Source organism: Allomesorhizobium camelthorni (assembly GCF_011045125.1).
In the GTDB taxonomy this organism is placed as follows: domain Bacteria; phylum Pseudomonadota; class Alphaproteobacteria; order Rhizobiales; family Rhizobiaceae; genus Allomesorhizobium; species Allomesorhizobium camelthorni.
The window spans coordinates 19744-40879 of record NZ_JAAKZF010000029.1; the positions used below are offsets into that span (position 1 = coordinate 19744).

13 protein-coding genes are annotated in these 21136 nt (G+C 64.4%); 8 read left to right on the forward strand and 5 right to left on the reverse strand.

Annotation, left to right across the window (positions count from 1 at the left end; translation table 11 throughout):
- Position 1: 1 nt before the first annotated feature.
- Both hutC and G6N73_RS19195 read right to left on the reverse strand, forming a co-directional pair.
- A complete protein-coding gene (gene hutC / locus G6N73_RS19190) occupies positions 2-745 on the reverse strand; it encodes a histidine utilization transcriptional repressor HutC (protein ID WP_165030471.1) in 744 nt (247 codons plus the stop codon).
- 21 nt (positions 746-766) lie between these two features.
- Positions 767-2122: a formimidoylglutamate deiminase gene (locus G6N73_RS19195; RefSeq protein ID WP_165030473.1), complete on the reverse strand. Its 1356-nt coding sequence runs from the start codon at positions 2120-2122 to the stop codon at positions 767-769.
- Positions 2123-2219: 97 nt separating this feature from the next.
- Here G6N73_RS19195 and hutI point away from each other — a divergent pair, with 97 nt between their 5' ends.
- From hutI to G6N73_RS19235, 8 genes are all read left to right on the forward strand, one after another.
- Positions 2220-3455, forward strand: a complete 1236-nt coding sequence (hutI, locus tag G6N73_RS19200) for an imidazolonepropionase (protein ID WP_165030475.1) — start codon at positions 2220-2222, stop codon at positions 3453-3455.
- A complete protein-coding gene (gene hutH / locus G6N73_RS19205; RefSeq protein ID WP_165030477.1) occupies positions 3452-4996 on the forward strand; it encodes a histidine ammonia-lyase in 1545 nt (514 codons plus the stop codon). The genes hutI and hutH overlap by 4 nt, the downstream gene beginning before the upstream one ends.
- Entirely contained in the window at positions 4993-5811 is an 819-nt protein-coding gene (gene hutG / locus G6N73_RS19210) for an N-formylglutamate deformylase (RefSeq protein WP_165030479.1), read from the forward strand. Before hutH ends, hutG begins: the two co-directional genes overlap by 4 nt.
- 29 nt (positions 5812-5840) lie before the next feature.
- Positions 5841-7517: a urocanate hydratase gene (gene hutU / locus G6N73_RS19215; RefSeq protein WP_165030481.1), complete on the forward strand. Its 1677-nt coding sequence runs from the start codon at positions 5841-5843 to the stop codon at positions 7515-7517.
- Positions 7517-8104 carry a HutD/Ves family protein gene (locus tag G6N73_RS19220; protein WP_165030483.1) on the forward strand — a complete coding sequence of 196 codons (588 nt, stop codon included), beginning with the start codon at positions 7517-7519 and terminating at the stop codon, positions 8102-8104. The genes hutU and G6N73_RS19220 overlap by 1 nt, the downstream gene beginning before the upstream one ends.
- A gap of 235 nt (positions 8105-8339) precedes the next feature.
- A complete protein-coding gene (locus G6N73_RS19225) occupies positions 8340-16901 on the forward strand; it encodes a GH36-type glycosyl hydrolase domain-containing protein (RefSeq protein ID WP_165030485.1) in 8562 nt (2853 codons plus the stop codon).
- Positions 16902-17122: 221 nt separating this feature from the next.
- Positions 17123-18898, forward strand: coding sequence for a glucan ABC transporter ATP-binding protein/ permease (locus tag G6N73_RS19230; RefSeq protein ID WP_165030487.1), 1776 nt, complete (start codon positions 17123-17125; stop codon positions 18896-18898).
- Positions 18899-18969: 71 nt separating this feature from the next.
- The gene (locus G6N73_RS19235) at positions 18970-19734 is read left to right on the forward strand and encodes a heme ABC transporter permease (RefSeq protein WP_165030490.1); all 765 of its coding nucleotides are present in this window, start codon (positions 18970-18972) and stop codon (positions 19732-19734) included.
- 177 nt (positions 19735-19911) lie between these two features.
- Here G6N73_RS19235 and G6N73_RS19240 read toward each other — a convergent pair whose 3' ends face one another.
- The 3 genes from G6N73_RS19240 to G6N73_RS37990 are packed head-to-tail and all read right to left on the reverse strand — an operon-like array spanning position 19912 to position 21134.
- Entirely contained in the window at positions 19912-20148 is a 237-nt protein-coding gene (locus G6N73_RS19240) for an Lrp/AsnC ligand binding domain-containing protein (RefSeq protein WP_008836675.1), read from the reverse strand.
- A gap of 27 nt (positions 20149-20175) precedes the next feature.
- The gene (locus tag G6N73_RS19245) at positions 20176-21006 is read right to left on the reverse strand and encodes an alpha/beta hydrolase (RefSeq protein ID WP_165030492.1); all 831 of its coding nucleotides are present in this window, start codon (positions 21004-21006) and stop codon (positions 20176-20178) included.
- Positions 21003-21134, reverse strand: a complete 132-nt coding sequence (locus G6N73_RS37990; protein WP_281352912.1) for a hypothetical protein — start codon at positions 21132-21134, stop codon at positions 21003-21005. The genes G6N73_RS19245 and G6N73_RS37990 overlap by 4 nt, the downstream gene beginning before the upstream one ends.
- Positions 21135-21136 lie beyond the last annotated feature (2 nt).

Below are 21136 nucleotides of genomic sequence, written 5' to 3' on the forward strand. Positions count from 1 at the left end.
ATCAGCTCTGCGAAGGCGTGAACCGCGCCACCAGAGCATGGCTGCCGGCGGCATAGGTGAACCGCACATGGGTCACTGGATGGTCGGCGCTCCAGGTGCGCCGCTCCACCACCAGGCAAGGCGATCCCTTGGCAATGTTCAGCGCGGCGGCGGTTTGCGCCTCCGCGCTGGCAGCGGTGATCCGGTGTTCGGCCGCGCTCCACGGGATGCGGCCTATCAGCCACGGCCCGGGCGCGCTTTCCTCGAAGCGTTCGTCCGCCGCTTCCGGTACGGCGGCGAGATTGATCAGCCGGTTCTCGAGGCAGAACGGCTGCACGCCGGCAAAATGGCGGCAGGTCAGCTCCAGCACGGCGTCTGAATTCTTCAGGCCGAGCCGCTCGCGATCGTCCGGAGTGCTCTTGCGCTTGTGGCGCGACGTCAGCTCGTAGCGATAGGGCAGCCCGAGCGCGGCCACTTCCGTCTTGATGTCGTGGATTTCGAGAATCGCCGCCTGCGACTGCGGCCGGCGCACGAAGCTGCCGGAACGGCGGCGGCGCTCGATCAGCCCGGCCTTGGCAAGTTGCGATAGCGCCTTGTTCACCGTCATGCGCGAGCAGCCATATTCCGCCGAAAGCTCATGCTCGAACGGGATGCGGTGGCCGGGCGCCCATTCGCCCGACATGATGCGGTCGCTGATGTCGGCGAGGATGCGCTGGTGAAGCGATGCCGGTTCGGCGTCGGCCCTGATTGCGTCGGTCACATCCATTTGCTTTTCCATCTTTGACCGTCAGCCGGCGAGCAGTTCGATCATCGCCGCCTTGAATTTCTCGGCGATGGCATCGCGTGCAAAATGCCGCCCCTGCGTGACCACTCTTTCACCGTGAACCCAGACGCAATCGACCGCCGCCCCATTGGCGAAAATCCAGGCATCGAGGATCGCGTCGCCGGATTTGCCGGCGAGGGTGGGGTGCGTCGCGTCGAGCGAGACGAAATCGGCCGGTGCGCCGGGAGCTATCCCGGATTCCGCACGTCCAAGAGCCTGATTGCCGCCCGCGACCGCCATTGTGAACAAATTTCGGCCGTTGGATTGGCCCGGTGCGGCTAACACATTGCGCTGGTGATGAAAAATCCGTTGCGAATATTCGAGCTGGCGCAATTCATCCACAACACCGATCAGCACGTTGGAATCCGAGCCGACCCCAAAACGCCCGCCATGCTCGACGAACAGGGCCGCGGAGAAGGTGCCGTCGCCGAGATTGGCCTCAGTGATCGGGCAGAGGCCGGCAATCGCCCCGATTCTCGCGATTGCGACGGTCTCGATGTCGAGCATGTGGGTGGCGTGGATGAGGCACCAGCGCCGGTCGACTTCCGTATTGGCGAGCAGCCATTCGACGGGCCGCGCGCCTGACCAGGCGATGCAGTCCTCGACCTCGCGCATCTGCTCGGCGATGTGGATGTGGATCGGCCCATCCGGCATCATGGCGGCGACGGCCGCGAGTTCTTGCGGCGTGACGGCGCGCAGGCTGTGCGGCGCAACGCCGACAACTGCGCCGGGCATGTCCTTCGTCGCGGTGCGGCAACCTTCAAGAAGAGCAGCGAACCCGTCGAGATCATTGACGAATCGCCGCTGGCCGTCGGTGGGCCCTGCGCCGCCGAAACCCGAATGGGCATAAAAGACCGGCAGCAGCGTCAGGCCAATGCCGGTTGCCCGCGCTGCGGCGGCGATGCGCTCCGCCATCTCAGCGATGTTGGCGTAGGGCCGGCCATCGAGATCATGGTGCAGATAATGAAACTCGCCGACGCGCGAAAATCCGGCTTCCAGCATCTCGACATAAAGCTGGGCCGCGACCGCCTCGGCCTGCTCGGGCGTGATGCTCAGCGCGAAGCGGTACATCACCTCGCGCCATGACCAGAAGCTGTCGGGGGAAGGCCCACGCGTTTCGGCTAGCCCGGCCATTCCGCGCTGGAAGGCATGGCTGTGTAGGTTCGGCATGCCCGGCAGCAGGATCGCATGATGCTCGTCGCCGGGGGCGGGCGAGGTTGCCTGCTCGACCGAAACGATCCGCCCGCCGTCGGTGACGATGCGGGTATTGTCCTGCCAGCCGGCCGGGAGCAGGGCCTGTTCGGCAAAGATCGTCGTCATGCCACCTCTCTCGAATCTTTGATACTGAGCCGAAGCCCACTTGCATCATTTCCTGATATGTATATACATATTGAAGCGCAATGGAAACGGGAAAGTGATGGCTGGCGCAGGGGAGGAATCGTCGAAGCGGACGTGCATCTGGCGCAACGCACGGCTTGCGACCATGTCGCAATCGCTGTCCGGCCTGGGCGTCGTCGATGACGGCGCGGTCGTTGCCAGAGAAGGGCGGATCGTCTTTGCCGGACCGGCAGCGCAACTTCCCACAGCATTGATGCGTGATGCCGAGATCATCGACTGCGGCGTCCGCTGGATCACGCCCGGCCTGATCGATTGCCACACCCATCTCGTCCACGCAGGCAACCGCGCCAACGAGTTCGAAATGCGGCTGGCCGGCGCGACCTATGAAGAGGTCGCGCGCGCCGGCGGCGGTATCGTCTCCTCGGTCAAGGCGCTGCGCGCGGCGAGCGAGGACGATCTGGTGCGCGAAACGATGCCGCGCCTCGATGCGCTGATCGCCGAAGGCGTTACCACGGTCGAGATCAAATCCGGCTACGGCCTCGATCTGGAAAACGAGAAGAAATCGCTGCGTGCAGCGCGCCGGATGGGCGACGAACGGGCGGTCACGGTCCGTACGACCTTCCTCGGTGCGCATGCCCTGCCGCCGGAAGCCAACGGCGACAAGTCGGCCTACATCGATCTCGTGGCGAAAAAGATGCTGCCGGCGATTGCGGCCGAAGGGCTGGCCGACGCCGTCGACGGGTTCTGCGAGGGGATCGCCTTTTCGCCGGAGGAAATGGCCCGCGTGTTCGAAGCCGCCAAGGCGCTCGGCCTGCCGGTAAGACTCCATGCCGACCAGCTTTCCAACCTTCATGGCGCAGCCCTTGCGGCGAGCTTTGGCGCTCTGTCGGCAGACCATCTCGAATACACCGACGAGGCCGGCGCGTCCGCCATGGCCAAAGCCGGCATAGTCGCGGTGATGCTGCCCGGCGCGTTCTATTTCATCCGCGAGGCGAAAAAGCCGCCGATCGACCTGTTTCGCCGCCAAGGCGTAAAAATGGCCGTCGCCACCGACTGCAATCCCGGAACCTCGCCGCTGACCTCGCTGCTTCTGACCATGAACATGGCCGCGACGCTGTTCGGCATGACGGTCGAGGAATGTTTGCTGGGCGTGACCCGCCACGCGGCGGCTGCGCTAGGCATGTCTAGCGAAACGGGGTCGCTGGAGCCCGGCAAATGGGCCGACCTGGCAATCTGGGATATCGAAAGCCCGGCCGAACTTGTCTATCGCATGGGGTTCAACCCGCTTCATGCGCGAATTTGGAGGGGCCGATGACCACACTCGTACTGAAACCGGGTGAGGCCACGCTCGCCGACTGGCGCGCCATCTATCGCGGTTCGACGCCGAAGCTTGACGACGCCTGCCGGCCGCTGATCAGAGCGAGCGCCGATGCGGTCGCGAGGATCGTCGCGAAGGGCGAGCCGGTCTACGGCATCAACACCGGTTTCGGAAAGCTCGCCAGTGTGCGCATCGAGGCGGCCGATCTCGAAACGCTCCAGCGCAACATCGTGCTCAGCCACTCGGCGGGCGTCGGCGAGCCGATGCCGGTTTCGGTCGTGCGCCTGATGATGGCGCTAAAGCTTGCCAGTCTGGCGCAGGGCGCATCGGGCGTGCGGCCGGCAACGGTGGAACTGCTGGAAACGATGCTGGCCAGGGACGTGGTGCCGGTGGTGCCGGCGCAGGGCTCGGTCGGCGCTTCGGGCGATCTCGCCCCGCTGGCCCACATGACCGCGACGATGATCGGCGTCGGCGAGGTGTTTACGCCGGACGGCCGGGTGCCCGCCGCGGAAGGGCTGGCTGCCGCCGGACTGGGGCCGGTCGTGCTCGGCGCCAAGGAAGGCTTGGCGCTGCTCAACGGCACGCAGTTTTCGACCGCCTACGCACTGGCGGCATTGTTCGAGGCTGAGATTCTCTATCGCTCCGCGCTTGTCACCGGCGCGCTGTCGACAGATGCGGCCAAGGGCTCGGACGCCCCCTTCGATCCGCGCATCCATCTGCTCCGGAAGCACCGCGGCCAGATCGAGACGGCAAGCGCGCTGCGCAATCTGATGGCCGGCAGCGCCATCCGCGAATCGCACCGGGTCGGCGACGAGCGCGTGCAGGATCCGTATTGCCTGCGCTGCCAGCCGCAGGTGATGGGCGCCGCGCTCGACGTGCTGCGCAAGGCGGCCGACACGCTGGAGACAGAGGCAAACGGCGTCACCGACAATCCGCTGATCTTCGCCGAGGATGACACCGCGCTTTCGGGCGGCAATTTCCACGCCGAGCCGGTAGCGTTCGCCGCAGACATGATCGCACTTGCCGTCTGCGAGATCGGTTCACTGGCCGAGCGCCGCATCGCCATGCTCGTCGATCCGGCGCTCTCGGGCATGCCGGCCTTCCTGACGCCGAAGCCGGGACTGAATTCCGGCTTCATGATCCCGCAGGTGACGGCTGCCGCGCTCGTTTCGGAAAACAAGCAGAGGGCCTATCCGGCGAGCGTCGATTCGATCCCGACCTCGGCCAACCAGGAGGATCATGTCTCGATGGCCGCGCATGGCGCGCGCCGGCTGATCGGCATGGTCGAGAACGCCACGGCTGTGATCGGCATCGAACTTCTGGCTGCCGCGCAAGGCTGCGATTTCCATGCGCCGCTGCCTTCCAGCGAGCCACTGGAGGCTGTGCGCAAGACGGTCAGGGCCGAGGTGCCGCATCTCGACCACGACCGGCATTTCCATCCCGACATGGAGGCGGCGATCGAACTGGTGCGCAGCGGCGCGGTGATCGCAGCGGCAAACAGCGTCGATCTGCCGGGCGTTTCGGAGGTGGCGTCGTGAGCGCGACGCCGTGGCTGACAATCCAGCGAGGCAATGCGCCGCTGCTAGTCAGCCTGCCGCACACCGGAACCGACCTCGCCGACATCGAGCCGCGCCTCGTTTCGCGCTGGCTCGGGCAGCGCGACTGCGATTGGTGGATCGACAGGCTCTACGATTTTGCCGGGAGCCTCGGGGCGACCGTTGTGCACACCGCGATCTCCCGCACGGTGATTGACGTCAACCGCGACCCGTCCGGCGCCTCGCTCTATCCGGGGCAGGCGACGACGGAACTCTGCCCGACTACGACCTTTGACGGCGATCCGCTCTACCAGGAGGGCGAAGAGCCGAAGCAGGCGGAGATCGACAGCAGGCGCAAGGAGTTCTTCGAGCCCTATCATGCAGCGCTTGAAGCCGAGATCGCGCGGCTGAGGGCGGTTCATCCAAAGATTGTCCTCTATGATTGTCATTCGATCCGCTCGGTGTTGCCGCTGCTGTTCGAGGGGACGCTGCCGGTTTTCAATCTCGGCACCAATGACGGCCGAAGCGCTGACCCGGCGTTGCAGGACAAGGTCGCCACGATCATGGCCGAGACCGGGCAGAGCTGGGTTGTCAATGGCCGCTTCAAGGGCGGCTGGATCACGCGCCATCACGGCGGGCCCGAGCGGGGCGTTCACGCCTTGCAGATGGAGCTTTCCAATCGCGGCTATATGCACGAGCCCGAGGGCAAGGGTTCGCCGGACAATTGGCCGACGCCTTACGATCCGGACTTCGCCGCGCCGATGCGCGCGACTTTGACTAATATCCTTGAAACCGCAATCGCCTGGGCGCGCAGTTAAGCTGCGCCGGCAATTCTGGAGGCTTTCCGATGACACAACACACCCGCATCGACAATGCGCGGACGATCCGCGCAGCGACCGGCACGGAGCTTTCGGCCAAGAGCTGGCTGACCGAAGCGCCGCTCAGGATGCTGATGAACAATCTCGACCCGAACGTCGCCGAGCGGCCGGGCGAACTGGTCGTCTATGGCGGGATCGGCCGGGCGGCGCGCGACTGGGAGAGCTTCGACCGCATCGTCGGCGCGCTGAGAAACCTGGAAAATGACGAGACGCTGCTGGTGCAGTCCGGCAAGCCGGTCGGCGTGTTCAAGACGCACGCCGACGCACCACGCGTGCTTCTGGCAAATTCCAATCTGGTGCCACACTGGGCCAATTGGGACCATTTCAACGCGCTCGATAAAAAGGGCCTGATGATGTACGGCCAGATGACGGCCGGCTCCTGGATCTATATCGGCAGCCAGGGGATCGTTCAGGGCACCTACGAAACGTTCGTCGAACTCGGCCGGCAGCACTACAATGGCGACCTTTCCGGCCGCTGGATCCTGACCGCGGGTCTCGGCGGCATGGGCGGCGCGCAGCCGCTGGCCGCGACCATGGCCGGAGCATCGTGCCTGGCGGTCGAATGTCAGCCGAGCCGCATCGAGATGCGGCTGAAGACCGGCTATGTCGACGTGCAGGCCAAGGACTTGGATGACGCGCTGGCCATCATTGACAAGGCCGGCAAGGACAGGAAGACGATTTCCGTCGCGCTGCTTGGCAATGCAGCCGACATTTTCCCCGAACTGGTCCGGCGCGGCGTCAGGCCCGATGCGGTGACGGACCAGACTTCGGCCCACGATCCGGTTAACGGCTATCTGCCGAAGGGCTGGACGGTCGCCGAATGGGAGGAAAAGCGCGAGCGCGACCCGAAGGCGGTGGAGAAGGCAGCGAAAGCTTCGATGGCCGGCCATGTGCGGGCGATGCTCGATTTCCACAAAATGGGCGTTCCGACCGTCGATTACGGCAACAATATCAGACAGATGGCGCTGGAAGAGGGCGTCGAAAACGCGTTCGACTTCCCCGGCTTCGTGCCGGCCTATATCCGGCCGCTCTTCTGCCGTGGCGTCGGACCGTTCCGCTGGGCGGCGCTGTCCGGCGACCCCGAGGACATTTTCCGCACCGACGCCAAGGTCAAGGAACTGACGCCCGGCAACAAGCACCTGCACAACTGGCTCGACATGGCGCAGAAGCGCATCCACTTCCAGGGCCTGCCGGCGCGCATCTGCTGGGTTGGCCTCGGCGACCGCCATCGGCTCGGCCTCGCCTTCAACGAGATGGTCGTGAATGGCGAGCTGAAGGCGCCGGTCGTCATCGGCCGCGATCACCTCGATTCGGGCTCGGTCGCCTCGCCCAACCGCGAGACCGAGGCGATGAAGGACGGTTCCGACGCGGTCTCCGACTGGCCGCTGCTCAACGCACTGCTCAACTGCGCATCCGGCGCGACCTGGGTGTCGCTGCACCATGGCGGAGGCGTCGGCATGGGATTCTCGCAGCACGCAGGCATGGTCATCGTCGCCGACGGCACGCCGGAGGCGGCAAAGCGCCTCGAGCGTGTTTTGTGGAATGATCCGGCCTCCGGCGTTATGCGCCACGCCGACGCCGGCTACGACGTCGCAATCGACTGCGCCAGGGAAAACGGCCTCAACCTGCCCGGCATTCTCGGCTGATGCGCATCATCCGCGCCGCCGACTGCCGCCGCATGCCGTGGAAGAACGGCGGCGGCGAGACCGTCGAGATCGCCATCGCGCCCGAAGGGGCCGGCCTCGGCGATTTCGACTGGCGGTTGTCGATGGCGCGCGTAGAAGGCGACGGTCCGTTTTCGCTGTTCACCGGCGTCGACCGCACGCTGGCGATACTGGAAGGTGAGGGGATTTTCCTCGATGTCGAAGGCCGCATTCCGTTCGGGCTGACCCGTCATTCGGACCCGCTCTCGTTTCCGGCCGATGTACCGACGCGGGCGGCGCTGATCGCCGGCCCGATCACCGATCTGAACATGATGACGCGGCGCTGCAAGGTCGTCCATTCGATGCGCCGGCTGACTGTCAACGGGACGTTCGACGTGGCGTCGACAGCCAGGGAACTGCTGCTGTTTTGCCGTTCCGGCAGCGTTCGTATGGAAGCCGCCGGGAACCTGATTCTGGGGCCGCACGATACGCTGCACATGCGCGCCGTTCCCGCTACCCTTCCTCTTCGCGCAAGTCGCCCGGCAGAACTCTTCCTGGTCGAGATCATGGCCGCCGCAGCTACGGAATAGGTTGCGGCAAAACCAGGGAATGCCGCCGCGAACCACGAAAAAGCCGGATTTTCTCGGTCCTGAATAGCTGCTCGTCGCCGCCTGGAATTGTCGCGAGACAGGTGGTGCTTTTTGGTATATCGCGTGCCGCAAGCGCATTTCGCCGCCTGCAACCAATGGTCACTCAAAGCTTTTGGCGCGGTGGTGGCGGCGGTTTCCTCGCGATTCGTTGTGTGTTGAACGGACATAGGCCGTAATGGATATTCAGACCGACAAAGCCCGGAAGCAGAAGGCAGATGCCCGCTTCCCGGCAGCGGCCGAACAACCGATACGATCGAGCTTTCTTCAGGAAGACAGGTTGCGGGCGTTGGGCGAAAGCCTGGCAAGAGGCGAAATCCAGAATTTCTATGGGCTGGAGCCGTTCGATTTCCGCAAGCGCAATCGCGAAAACGCGGAAAAGATCCTCGAAACCTATCGCTCCACCAATGCGGCCCAGGCGCGAGGCGAGCCGATAACGCCCGCCGCGCAATGGCTGCTCGACAACAATTATCTCGTCGAGGAAACAATTTTCCAGATCAGGCGCGACCTGCCGGCGCGCTTCTACCGTGAATTGCCGACAATCAAGGTCGCCGACGGCAGGACCGTGCCGCGTGCCTTGGCGCTGGCCTGGATCTATGTCGCGCATTCCGACAGCACCGTTTCGTCCCAGATGTTCAAGGCGGTGGTCGAAGGCTACCAGAACGTCGAGCCGTTCCGCATTGGCGAATTGTGGGCGCTGCCGTCGCTGCTGCGCTTCGTGCTGATCGAAAATCTGCGCCGCATCGCTGTGCGGGTGAAGCGTGCGCGGGAAATGCGCCAGATCGCCAACGAGGTCGCCGACCGCGTGCTTGCGGCCGATGAGGGCGAACAGCGCACGGCGATCCTCGACGACTATACCGTCCATGCCCGCGACACGACCTTCGCCACCCAACTGCTCTACAGGCTGCGCGACGGGTCGCAGAATGCCGGCAGGGCGCTGATCTGGCTCGAAGGCGAGCTCGAAAAATCCGGCACCGACGCCGAAGAAACCATCATGGGCGAGCACCACACTCTGTCCAGCGGCAATGTTACGACCGGCAACATCATCCGCGGCCTTCGCCTGATCAACGATATCGACTGGACAGTCTGGTTTGAGGCGGTGAGCCCGGTCGATGCACTGCTGCGCGACCGGACCAGCTATGCGCTGCTCGATTTCCCGTCGCGGGACCAGTACCGCGCCGCGATCGAGGATCTGGCTCGCCGCGCCAATCTCAGCGAATATCACGTTGCCGAGCGCGCGACAGAACTGGCAGGATGCGCCGCGGCGGGCGCCGCTACGGCCGAAGAAGCGACAGTCGCCGAAACGGATGTCGGGTTCTTTCTGGTCGGCGAACGGCGTCAGGAGCTGGAAAAGGCCATCGGCTACCGCCCCGGCCCGGCACTCACCACCAAGCGGGCCTTCAAGAAGACGGGCTGGGCCGGCATCGTCGTACCGGTCTTTGCGCTGACTGTCCTGCTTCTGGCGCTCACCGGCAACGCGCTGTCCAATCTCGGCCTGTCGACGGCCTCAATCGCGGTGATGCTGGTGCTGTTTGCGGTGCCGGCCAGCGAAGGCGCGCTCGCCTTCTTCCACACGATCGTGCTCCAGTTCCTGAAGCCGACACGGCTTGTCGGCTACGAATACAAGGATGGCGTTCCCGTCGAGGCCCGCACGCTGGTGGTGGTGCCGTCGCTGATCGGCTCGCGCGACGATGTCGAGGAAAACATCCGCACGCTCGAAATCCACCATCTGGCGAATATGTCGGGCGAACTGCATTTCGCGCTGCTCTCCGACTGGCCCGACAGCGATACGGAGCAGACGCCGGTCGATATCGAGATTCTCGAGCATGCCAGGGCCCAGATCGCGCAGCTCAACGCCCGCTATCCGGCTTCCGCCGCCGGGCCGCGCTTCTATCTGCTCCACCGCCGTCGCCTCTACAACGAGACGCAGAAGTGCTGGATGGGCTGGGAGCGCAAGCGCGGCAAGCTGCACGAACTGAACCTGCTTCTGCGCGGCGACAGCGATACGACCTTCCTGCCGCCGGATGCGCCGTTGCCGGACGGCGTCGTCCATGTCATGACGCTCGACGCCGACACCAAGATGACCCGCGATGCGGTGACGCGGCTCGTCGGCAAGCTTTGCCACCCGCTCAACCGCCCCGAATTCGATCCGACGACGCGCCGTATCACCCGCGGCTATGCGATCCTGCAGCCGCGCGTGACGCCTTCGCTCACCACCGGTGACGAGGCTTCCTTCTTCCAGCGCGTCTTCTCCGCCAATCGCGGCCTCGACCCGTATGTGTTCGCTGTCTCGGATCTCTATCAGGATGTGTTCGGCGACGGCTCCTTCACCGGCAAAGGCCTCTACCATATCGACGCCATGGAAGCGGCGCTGAAGGGCCGCATCCCGGAAAACACCATCCTCAGCCACGATCTCCTGGAAGGCGCGCTGTCGCGCTCGGCTTTGGTGACAGACGTCGAGGTGGTCGAGGATTACCCGACCCGTTATTCGGTCGACGCATCGCGCCAGCACCGCTGGGCACGCGGCGACTGGCAGCTGCTCGGCTATATCCTCGACCCAACCTCCGGCGTGCCGGCGCTGTCGCGCTGGAAAATGGTCGACAATCTGCGCCGCTCGCTGACCCCGATCTTCTGGGTGATGGCGGCGATCGCCGGCTGGACCCTGCTGCAGTTCACGCAGGCCGCGCAGTGGCAGGCGCTGCTGATCCTGACCTTGTTCATGGCGCCGACTTTCGAGATCATCGACGCGATCCTGCCGAAGAGCCGCGAAGCCACCGCGCGTGGCCATTTCAACGCATTGTTCCGGGACGTCGCCTTCGGAACCGCGTTGGTGGCGCTGAAGATCGTGCTGATGGCGCACTCCGCCTGGATGATGGGCGACGCGATCGTGCGCACGCTCTATCGCCTGTTCGTCAGCCGCCGCAACATGCTGGAATGGCGAACCGCCTCGCAGGCGCAGAAGAGCAGCGGAAACGGGCTGGTGGCCTACTACCGGTTGATGTGGGGCGCCGTCGTCATCGCCTTCGCCGGCCTGGCGATCCCAGTGGCGGCCGATTCGACCGGCGCCTTCGTTGCATTCTTCTTTGCCATCTTCTGGGCCGGGTCTCCGGCTTTCGCATGGCTGATCAGCCGCTCGGCCGAGACCGAGGACCGGCTGCGCATCACGCCGAGCGACGAGGAGCGCCTGCGTGTCGTGGCGCGCCGCACCTGGGCTTATTTCGAGACCTACGTCACTCCGCACCACAACATGCTGCCGCCCGACAATTTCCAGGAAACGCCGCTTCCGGTGGTGGCCCAGCGCACCTCGCCGACCAATATCGGCGTCTATCTTCTGTCCGTCGTGTCGGCGCGCGATTTCGGCTGGATCAGCCTTGCCGACGCGCTCGGCCGCATCGAGGCGACGATGATCACGATCGAGCGTATGGAGCGCTTTCGCGGCCATCTCTACAATTGGTACGACACGGCGACGCTGAGGCCGCTCTACCCGCTCTACGTGTCGAGCGTCGACAGCGGAAATCTAGCCGGCCATCTGTTGGCGGTCGCCGCCGCCTGCGCCGAATGGGCCGAAGCGCCGTCCGTGCATCTGCAGGGCGAGTTCGAAGGGCTGCTCGACTGCGTCTCCATCCTCGAGCAGAGCCTCGAAGAGCTTCCAGACGACCGTCGCCAGCTGCGGCCGCTGCGCCAGCGCCTGCGCGACCGCATCGAAGGCATGCGCCGCGCGGTCGATACGATCAAGCAGCAGCCCGAGATGGCGTCGATCCGCACGATCAACCTGGCTGTGCTCGCCGGCGAAATCCGCAAGCTCGCCAGCGCCATCCATGCGGAAGTCGGCTCGTCGCGCAGCGAAGCGCTGCCCGATTGGGCGCTGAAGCTGCAGGCAACCTGCGAGGCGCATGTTCACGACGCGCACAGCGACGAGAATGCGGTCGAAGTGTTGCGGGGCAGGCTGCTCGCTCTGCGCGAGCGCACGCGTAAGTTCGCGTTCGAGATGGATTTCTCGTTCCTGATGCGGCACGAGCGCAAACTTCTGTCGATCGGCTACCGCGTCGAGGAGCACCAGCTCGACGAGAGCTGCTACGACCTACTCGCCTCAGAGGCGCGGCTGACCAGCCTGTTCGCCATTGCCAAGGGCGACATCCCGACCGAACACTGGTTCCGGCTCGGCCGCCCGATCGTCGAGATCGGCTTCCGCGGAGCGCTGATGTCGTGGTCGGGATCGATGTTCGAATATCTGATGCCGCCGCTGGTCATGAAGGAGCCGCAGGGCGGCATCCTCAATCAGACGAGCAAGCTGGTGATATCCCGGCAGATCCAGTACGGGCGTTCGAAGAATATTCCGTGGGGCATTTCGGAAGCGGCCTACAATGGCCGCGACCGCGAAATGACCTATCAATACACCAATTTCGGCGTTCCCGGGCTCGGCCTGAAGCGCGGACTGGCGCAGAACACCGTGATCGCGCCCTATGCCACGGTGCTGGCGGCGCAGTTCATGCCGCACCAGGCAGTGGAGAATCTGGAGCGCCTACGGTCGATCGGCGCGCTCGGCCGCTACGGCTTCTACGACGCGGTCGATTTCACCCCGCAGCGGGTGCCCGAAGGCAAGACCCACGCGGTGGTGTTCAATTACATGGCCCATCACCAGGGCATGTCGATCGTGGCTGTCGCCAATGCGATCTTCGAAGGGCGCATGCGCGACCGCTTCCACAGCGACCCGGTGATCGAGGCGGCGGAGTTGCTGCTCCAGGAAAAGGCCCCGCGCGATATTCCGGTCGCCACCGTCAGGACCGAAGCAGGCGAGCGCGGCAAGATCGTGGAGGCAGAGCCCAGCGCTGATACCAGGTTCATCCTCGAACCTGCCGCTGCGCTGCGCTCGACCAATCTGATGTCCAACGGGCGCTACTCGGTGATGGTGACGGCGACTGGGTCGGGTTACAGCCGCTGGAACGATCTCGCGGTCACCCGCTGGCAGCCCGACCCGACGGAGGATCGCCTCGGGACCTACCTGTTCCTGCGCGACACCGAGTCCGGCGATTGGTGGTCGGCGACGGCCGAGCCCAAACGCGCTCCCGGCGAGCACGCGCAGACGTTTTTCCGCGACGACAAGGCGAGCTTCGTCAAGACTGTCGGCACGCTGCGCTCGGAAGTCGAGGTCATCGTCGTTTCCGAGGGCAATGGCGAAGGCCGCCGCATCACAATCTGGAACGACGGCGACGCCGACCGCTTCATCGAGGTGACCTCGTTCGCCGAACTGGCGCTGGCGCCGGAGGCTTCCGACAGCGCCCATCCGGCTTTCTCGAAAATGTTCGTGGAGACCGAGATCTGGCCGGGCAACAGCACGATCTTCGCGCAGCGTCGCAAGCGAGACGCGAACGAGCCGGACATTGCAGCCGCGCATTTCGTCACCGATACGTTCGGCGCCAGCCGGGACACCGAAGCCGAGACCGACCGGCGCGCCTTCATCGGCCGAGGCAGGACTATCGCGAACGCGGTGGCGTTCGATCCCGGCGCGATGCTCGGCGGCAGTTCCGGTTTCGTGCTCGATCCGGTCATGGCGCTGCGCCGCCGTGTCCGGGTGCCTGCCAACAAGAAGGTGGAGGTGATGTTCTGGACGGTCGTCGGGGCCGACCGCGACGAGGTCGAATCGACGCTGGCCCGGCTGGACAACGCCGAGAGCTTTGCGCGCCAGGCGATGCTGTCCTGGACGCGGTCGCAGGTCCAGACCCGTCATATCGGCATGAGCCTGGCCGATGCCGCCAAGGGCCAGAAGCTTGCCCGCTACTTGATCTACCCCGATCCGTTCATGCGCATGCCGGGCGAGGTGATCACATCGGGCATGGGACACCAGTCGGCGCTGTGGCCGATGGCGATTTCGGGCGATTTTCCGATCTTCGCCGTCAGGATCAGCGACGTGGCCGACCTCGAAATCGTGTCGCAGGCGCTGCGCTTCCAGGAATATCTTCGTGCGCGCGGTCTGCTTGCGGACCTCGTCGTGGTCAACGAACAGGCTTCGTCCTACGTGCAGGAACTGCAGCAGGCCATTGAATCGCTTTGCGAAAACAGCCGGTTGCGGGGCAAGGAGCACGGCCCGCGCCAGCACATTTTCGCGGTGCGCCGCGATCTGATGGACGAGGTCTCCTACAGAACGCTGCTCGCTGTCGCGCGAATCGCGCTGCACACCAGGAACGGAACGATACCGGATCAGATCGAGCGTGCGGAAGTCTCCGCGCTCCAGGCGCGGGATGCGCTGCGCGAGGCCCAGGAAGGCGTAGCTGCCGTCTCGCCGACACCGCTGCGGGTTGCCGCAGCCGAAGTGGAAGACGCGCCGCTCCCGTCCGGAGACGGGCTCCTCTCGTGGAACGGGTTCGGCGGTTTCGACAAGGACGGCCGCGACTACGTGGTCAGGCTAACCGGCCGCCGCACGACGCCGCAGCCCTGGATCAACGTCATCTCCAATGTCTCGTTCGGCTTCCACACCTCGGCCGAAGGGGCCTCATTCACCTGGAGCCGTAACAGCCGCGATTTCCAGCTCACGCCATGGTCGAACGACCCGGTCTGCAACCGGCCGGGCGAGGCGATCTACATCTTCGATCATGCGACCGGCGAGGCGTTCTCGCCTTTCGCCGCGGTGCTGCGCGATCCAGCCGTGACGTACGAAGCGCGTCACGGGCAGGGCGTCAGCACCTTCAGCGCCGAGCGTGGGCCGCTTGCGATGGAGGTCACTCAGCTGGTCGATCCCGTCGATCCGATGAAGGTTTCGCGCCTGCGCATCCGCAATTTGGGGAATGCTCCAGCGCGGCTTCGGATCTATGGCTATGTCGAATGGGTGCTCGGCAGCAATCGCGCGAAATCGGCTCCGACCATCGTGCCGTCGGTCGACATAGCGACCGGCGCGCTTCTGGCGCAGAACGCCTACAGCCTGGAGTTCGGCGACCGCGTCGCATTTTTCGCTAGCGATGGCGACGCCCAATCGGTAACCGCCGACCGGCATGAATTCATCGGCGGCGGCTCCGTCGAGGCCCCGCAAATGGCTGTTGAGGGTGCGAGCCTGAGCAGCCGCGTCGAAGCGGGTTTCGACCCCTGCGCGGCGATCGCCCGCGACGTCGAGGTTCCGGCAGGCGGCGAAGTCTCGCTGCTGTGGCTGCTGGGCGATGCCGCCTCGCCCGAGGAGGCGAGCGCCTTTGTCCAGCGACACCGCACCAAAAACTTCGAAGAGCGGCTGGCCGAGAACGAGCGCGAATGGCGCGGGTTCCTCGATACGCTGCAGGTCGAGACGCCGGACAAGGCGCTGGACGCCATGGTTAATCACTGGCTCCCCTACCAGAGCCTCGCCTGCCGCATCCGCGCGCGTTCGGCCTTCTATCAGGCGAGCGGCGCTTTCGGTTTCCGCGACCAGCTCCAGGACACGCTAGCGCTTTTGCTGCACGATCCGTCTCTGGCGCGCGACCAGATCCTGAACGCCGCCAGGCGACAGTTTCCGGAGGGCGATGTCCAGCATTGGTGGCTGCCGCGCACCGGCGCCGGCGTACGCACCATGATCTCCGACGACGTCGCATGGTTGGGTTCGGCCGTCGCTCGCTATGTCGGCGTCACCGGCGATGCCTCGATCCTCGACGAGCAGGCGCATTTCATCAACGGGCCTGCGCTGATAGAGGGCGAGCATGACGCCTTCTTCACGCCCGATATCGCGCAGGAAACGGCGACGGTATACGAACATTGCGCCCGGGCGCTCGACCTTGCGGTGAAGCGAACCGGATCGACCGGCATGCCGTTGATCCTGGGCGGCGACTGGAACGATGGCATGAACCGCGTCGGCGAGGGCGGCAAGGGCGAAAGCGTCTGGCTGGGCTGGTTCCTGCTCAGGACGCTCGGCGAATTCGCGCCGATCGCCCGCGCCCGCAAGGACAACAAACGCGCGCAGCATTGGGACAAGCACGCAGCCGCGCTGAAGCGCGCTCTCGAAACCGCCGGCTGGGACGGCGAATGGTATCGCCGCGGCAGCTTCGATGACGGAACGCCGCTCGGATCGCGCAATTCCGACGAGTGCCAGATCGATTCCATCGCACAATCGTGGAGCGTGCTGTCGGGCGAAGGCGACCCGGCGCGCTCGCGCACGGCCATGGATGCGGCCATCCGTAGGCTCGTCGATGACGAATTGCAGATCGTGCGCCTGTTCACGCCGCCCTTCTCCGAAACCGAAAAGGATCCCGGCTATATCAAGAGCTATCCGCCGGGCGTACGCGAAAATGGCGGGCAATATACCCATGCCGCGACGTGGTTCGTGATTGCGCTCGCCGAAATGGGCCGCGCCGATGAGACTTACCGCGTTTTCCGGATGCTCAATCCCGTCAACCACGCGGCCGACGAGGCCGCAGCCGAGCAGTACCGCGTCGAGCCCTATGTGGTGGCCGCAGACATCTATTCCGAGGGCGACAAGGCTGGCCGCGGCGGCTGGACCTGGTACACGGGCTCCGCGGGCTGGCTCTACCGGGCGGCCGTCGAAGGCATTCTCGGCATCCGCAAGGACGGAAAAAATCTTGTCATCAATCCGGTCCTGCCGGGGCACTGGGATGGCTATTCCGCGACGCTCAGGCTCGCCGGCGCGACCTATAGAATTCGGGTGACGAGGGAAAAAGGCAGGAAGGCCGCGGCCGTCGAAATCGATGGTTCGAACGTGAAAGGTACTAGTTTTGCGCTCGTCGAGGGCGGCGAAATCGATGTGGTGGTCCGCATACCGGCCTAGCGGCAAAGAAAGTTGAACAACCTGCCGCCATATTTTTGCCGCACGACCGCCTTTTTTCTTTAAAACTCAAAACCTTAGCCATCACGCCAGATTACCGGTCGTTGTGATCTTTTGTTCGAAAACGGGGAACCGGCGGGCTATGTGCGCATTGTCTTGCCGCGCGGCAAACGTTACGAGTCGCAAATTGATGCACTGCACAATTTTTATGACGAGGTAATTGAGTGTCATTGCTGGAAGTTTATTGGAGAGCGCTCCGGTATCTGGCGGCTGACAGGCAGCGCGTAATCTTTATTTGCGCTGCAAATGTCATCCTCGCCATTGTCACCATCGCCGAGCCGATCATGTTCGGCCGCATCATCGATGCCATCTCCGACAAGCGCGAAGTGGTCTCCACGCTGGCCATCTGGGCAAGCCTCGGCGCGTTCAACATCGTTGCCTATGTGCTTGTAGCGCGCGGCGCCGATCGGCTTGCGCATGCGCGCCGCGCCGGCGTTCTTTGCGAATCCTTCGAGCGGGTAATTGCCATGCCGCTGTCCTGGCATCACCAGCGCGGCACCTCCAACGCGCTGCACACGCTTTTGCGCGCGGTGGAAACCCTTTTCAGCCTGTGGCTGGAGTTCATGCGCAACCACCTGACGACCGCGGTCGCGCTTATACTTCTCGTGCCGACCGCAATCTCGCTCGATATCCGGATGTCAGCGGTGCTGCTGGTGCTCGGCATTCTCTATGTCGCGATCGGCCGTCTGGTCATGCACAAGACCAAGGAAGGCCAGGCACGGGTCGAAAAGCACTATCACGACGTTTTCTCGCACGTCACGGACTCGGTCAGCAACGTCGCAGTGCTGCAGAGCTACAACCGCATCGCCCAGGAAACCGAGGCCCTGCAGAATTATGTGCGCGAGTTGATACAGGTCCAGTATCCCGTACTCGACTGGTGGGCGCTGGCGGCCGCGATGCATCGCCTTGCTTCCACCATTTCGATGATGGTCGTGCTCCTGATCGGCGCCTGGCTGGTTTCGCGCGGCGAACTGCGCATCGGCGACATCGTCGCGTTCACCGGCTTCGCGTCCCTGCTGATCAGCCGGCTCGACCAGGTCTCCGCCTTCGCGAACCAGATTTTCGAAGCCCGCGCCAAGCTGGAAGATTTCTATCGCCTCGAGGATGCGGCCGCCGACCGGATGGAACCCCCCGGCCTGCGCGAACTCACCAATGTCACCGGCCATGTCCGTTTTGAGAATGTCACCTTCGAGTTCCCGAATTCGGGGCAGGGCGTGCGCGATGTATCGTTCGAGGTCCTCGCCGGCCAGACAGTTGCGATCGTCGGCCCGACCGGCGCCGGCAAGACCACGCTGATTAATCTCCTCCAGCGGGTGCACAATCCGGATGCGGGCCGTATCCTGGTGGATGGCATCGACACCCGCACCGTCACCAAGAAGTCGCTGCGCCAGTCGATCGCGACGGTGTTCCAGGATGCCGGGCTGTTCAACCGGTCAATCGAAGAGAACATCCGCATCGGCCGCGAGAGCGCGCACAATGCCGAAGTGCAGGCGGCCGCGCAGGCCGCCGCCGCCCAGGAATTCATCCTGGCCAAGAGCGAAGGCTACGGCACCAAGGTTGGCGAGCGTGGCGGCCAGCTTTCGGGCGGCGAGCGCCAGCGCATCGCGATTGCGCGCGCCATCCTCAAGGACGCGCCGATCCTGGTGCTCGACGAGGCGACGAGCGCGCTCGACGTCGAAACGGAATCGCGGGTCAAGGAAGCGATCGACACGCTCCGCCAGGGCCGCACCACCTTCATCATCGCCCACCGGCTGACGACCGTGCGCGACGCAGACCTCGTCGTCTTCATGGACAATGGCAGCGTGGTCGAAATGGGCGGCTTCGCCGAACTGTCGGCGACCAATGGCCGCTTCGCCGGCCTGCTGCGCGCAGGCGGTCTCCTGACCGACGAAGATGTCCGCCGGCTCAGCCACGTATCGCTGCGGGGCGAAGCGGCCTAAGAGCTGTCCGGCCCTGCCTGCGGCGATAGCCGCAATTGCCGCGGGCGGAAGGCGGGTTTATGTAACGGGCCATGAGCGAAACAACCGCGCGGCCCGGCCGCTGGATCGACCTTGCCAATCCCACCCGTTTCCTGGCGCTGAGCGCGTGGCTGACGCCGTGGCTCGCCGGCCTCTCGGCGCTGGCGCTCGCCATAGGACTGTACCTGGCCTTTGCCGCGCCTGAAGATTACCAGCAAGGCATCACGGTGCGCATCATGTATATCCACGTGCCTTTCGCCTGGCTCGCCATGATGTGCTATTCGCTGATGGCGCTGTCTGCGATCGGAACGCTGGTCTGGCGCCACCCCCTCGCCGATGTCTCGCTGAAGGCGGCGGCTCCGATCGGCGCGGTTTTCACCGCGCTGGCGCTGATTACCGGCTCGATATGGGGCAAGCCCATGTGGGGAGCCTGGTGGGTCTGGGACGCCCGGCTGACCTCGGTGTTCGTGCTTTTCCTGATGTATCTCGGCATAATCGCGCTGACACGGGCGCTCGACGACCCGGCCCGCTCCGCCCGCGCCGCGGCGATCATCACGCTGGTCGGGTTCATCAACATCCCGATCATCAAATTCTCGGTCGATTGGTGGAACACGCTGCACCAGCCGGCGTCGGTGCTGCGGCTCGACGGCCCGACCATACATCCGAGCCTGCTCTGGCCGCTTCTGGTCATGGCGCTCGGGTTCACAGCGCTGTTCTTCACGCTGCACCTATCGGCGATGCGCACCGAGATCCTGCGCCGGCGCGTGATGGCGATGCGCTACATCGCGGCCCGCCGCGCCGAGCGGAAGCTGGCGTGATGTTTTTGAGTCTGTGCGTCCTTCGAGGCTCGCTTTGCTCGCACCTCAGGATGAGGGGCCTTGGCGCGTCTCGGTTCGCTCAATTCTTCTGCGAAGGCTTCACCTCCTGGTGAAACGCACAAACCACCTCATCCTGAGGTGCGAGCGAAGCGAGCCTCGAAGGACGCACTCAAGCTATCAGAAGGCTTTGAAGGTGAGTGTTGTCAGTGAGCGGACGATGCCGGGTACATTGGCGATGTTCTCGTTGATGAACTTGCCGATGTCGACCCCGTCGTCGATATAGATCTTCATCAGGAGGTCGTACTCGCCGCTGGTCGAATAGAGTTCCGACGCCACCTCGCGCTCGAAAAGGTGGTCGGCGACCGCGTAGGTCTGGCCGGGGGCGCACTGCAACTGGACGAATACGGCTTTCATCGGACCTCCGGGCTTCGGCAAAAATTCTTACACCGCCAGCAGCGTTCTCACCAGCGGATGATTGGCGTCCGCCAACCCTTCTATGACATCGAAATGGTGCCGGCCGAGCTCCTCGATGCTGGAGAGACGGACATCGAAGCTGCTCCACAGATTGCCGAGCAGGCCGTTCTGGCGCAGGAATTCCGGCCGCTCGGCGGAGCCGACCCAGCAGGTCAGGTCGATGCCTTCGATAGGTTCGAGAAGCGCCGGGCTTTCCGCTCGCGCCTCGGCAAGATCCAGCCGCAGCGTGTCGTTCATTTTCGTATTCATCAGCGGTCTGAGGTCGTGCAGGCCGGAAATCGAGACCGTCTTGGCTATGCGCGAAACCACTTCGCCGGGCAGTGGCGTCGGGGTGCTGACCATGCGGGTGACGAGATGTCCGCCCGCCGAATGGCCGGCGAGGTGGATCGGCCCGGAAATTCTGCCGGCGGCCGCGGCTATGCCGTCGGCGACCTGCCTGACGATCTCGGAAATACGCGCTTCCGGGCACAGAACGTAGCCCGGCAGGGCGACGGCGTAGCCCTGGTCGAGCGAGCCCTTGGCCAGGTGCGACCAGTAGGATTTGTCGAACGACATCCAGTAGCCGCCATGCACGAACACCATCAGGCCCTTGGGCGCATCGGCGGGCAGGAAAAGATCGAAGCGGTTTCGGTGATGGGCGCGATAGGGGATATCGGCCTGCAGGCGTCCGGCCTTGCCCATCTCGTCGCGAAAGTCTGCCGCGAGCTTCTTCCAACGGTCGGCATAGAGGCTGCCGCCCGGTATGTAGGCGGAATTGGTGTAGGCGTCGTCCCAGTCCGAAATCCGGTGTAGCGTCATTGTGCCTGCTCTTCGTTGCCGGGCGGAATTGGCCACGGATGCGCGTCCGGCGCAAGCATCATCGAAGCATCCCGGATTAATTTCAAGCTTGAAATTTCATGCTTGAAATTATTGGCGTCCGGTGTCATCT